Annotated in this window: 3 protein-coding genes; all 3 read right to left on the minus strand. The window is 63.8% G+C overall.

The genetic code is table 11. The annotated features are described in order from the left end of the window. Window positions 1-739 (minus strand): 4-hydroxy-3-methylbut-2-enyl diphosphate reductase (gene ispH, locus EN884_RS35000; RefSeq protein ID WP_128361086.1); only part of this gene is annotated, 739 nt, incomplete at its 3' end. A gap of 88 nt (window positions 740-827) precedes the next feature. Continuing rightward, a complete protein-coding gene (locus EN884_RS35005) occupies window positions 828-1,583 on the minus strand; it encodes an SURF1 family protein (RefSeq protein ID WP_063167682.1) in 756 nt (251 codons plus the stop codon). Continuing rightward, window positions 1,580-1,721: DUF983 domain-containing protein (locus tag EN884_RS35010; protein WP_128361087.1), on the minus strand; the 142-nt coding region annotated here is incomplete at its 5' end. The genes EN884_RS35005 and EN884_RS35010, both read right to left, overlap by 4 nt.

A 1,721-nucleotide genomic window follows, 5' to 3' on the forward strand; every position in this document is an offset into this window, starting at 1 on the left:
GCTCCGCCACTTCGACAAGTCGTCGCGAATTGGAGGAATTCGGCGCGCCGACGATCAGATAGAGATCGGCGCCCGGCGCGGTGTCCTTGACGGCTTCCTGGCGGTTGGTGGTGGCATAGCAGATCGATTCCGCCGCTGGCGCCTGCAGCGCCGGAAAGCGATCCTGCAAGGCGCGGATGATGCCGGCGGTGTCCTCGACCGACAATGTGGTCTGGGTAACGAAGCCTAGCGCCTGCGGATCGGTGGGCGAGAGCTTTGCGGCATCGGCTTCGGTTTCGATCAGGGTCACCGCTCCGTCCGGGAGCTGGCCCATGGTGCCGATCACCTCGGGATGTCCGGCGTGACCAATCAACAGCACATGACGGCCGAGCCGCTGATGGCGCATCGCCTGCTTGTGGACCTTCGACACCAGCGGGCAGGTGGCATCGAGATAGAAGAGATTGCGCGCCTTCGCATCCGCCGGCACCGATTTCGGCACGCCATGCGCCGAGAACACGACGGGCGACTGCCGATGTTCGGCCGGGATCTCGGAGAGTTCCTCGATGAAGACGGCGCCAAGGCTTTGCAGCCCCTCGACGACGTAGCGGTTGTGCACGATTTCATGGCGGACGTAGACCGGCGCGCCATATTTCTTCAGCGCCAGCACGACGATCTGGATGGCACGGTCGACACCGGCGCAAAAACCGCGCGGCTGGCAGAGCCGGATCGTCAGAGGTGGTTTGGTGGTTGTCTGAAGCATTAAATCCGGGCCGGTTGATCAAAGCCGAAATGAGGTGCGCACCCCTGCCCTGTCAAGGGCATCGGTAGAAAGGGGGCGTCGCTCGCATTCATTCCTCTTTCGCGGGGCGGCGAAGCCGCAGGATGAGCACGGCGGCGAGCGTGGCGGCAAGCCCGTACCAGGTGACGGCATATTGCAGATGGCTGTTCGGCAGGTCGATGATGGTGACGCCGCCAACCGGCAATCCGCCTGGATTTGGCGTCTTGTCTGCGTCGATGAAGATCGGCACCAGCGTGAACCCAGCCGGCAGGCCCGCGCTCGCCGCCATGACGTCGCGGTCCTTCCAGTAGAAGATGTTCTTCGCCACATCGTTGTCGGGCAGCATCATCGACGGCTTTGCTGGCAGGGGGTTGCGAGCGAGCCCCGTGACCGTCACTCTGCCGGTCACCTGTCCCTTGGCGCGCTTGGCGGCGTCCTTCAGATCGTAAGGCACGAAGCCGCGATTGATCAGGACGAAGCGGCCGTCGTCGAGCGCCAGCGGCGTGTAGACATTGAAGCCGGCATCACCCTCCCAGGTCGCGTAAAAATGCCGTTCGCCTTGATGCAGGAACGTCCCGGTGACGGCGACGGGCGTATAATCGACGTCCCCGGTGGCTGCGAATTCTTTCTCGACCTCGGCCAGCGGCCGCGGCGCTGAATGAGTGCGCTGGTCGATGGTCTGCAGAAGGCCTTCCTTCCAATAAAGGCGCTGCACCTGCCAGGTGCCGAGCGCCAGCAGGATCAGGAACAGCACAAGGCCAAGGCCGAGCAGCAATGCCGTCCTAGGCCGCGATCGGCCATCGGCTTTAACGGTTGCCTCGCTCATTCGCCGCGATCCAACCGGCCTTCGGCCGCCTTGTTGCGGTATTGCAGCGTCAGCAGCACGCCTTTGATCAGCCTCAGCGCCGCCAGGCACAGCACGACAGCCAGCGGAATCCAGACCAGCAGATGCAGCCAGAGCGGC

Origin of the sequence: Mesorhizobium sp. M7A.F.Ca.AU.001.01.1.1, assembly GCF_004022735.1 — a bacterium.
GTDB lineage: Bacteria > Pseudomonadota > Alphaproteobacteria > Rhizobiales > Rhizobiaceae > Mesorhizobium > Mesorhizobium ciceri.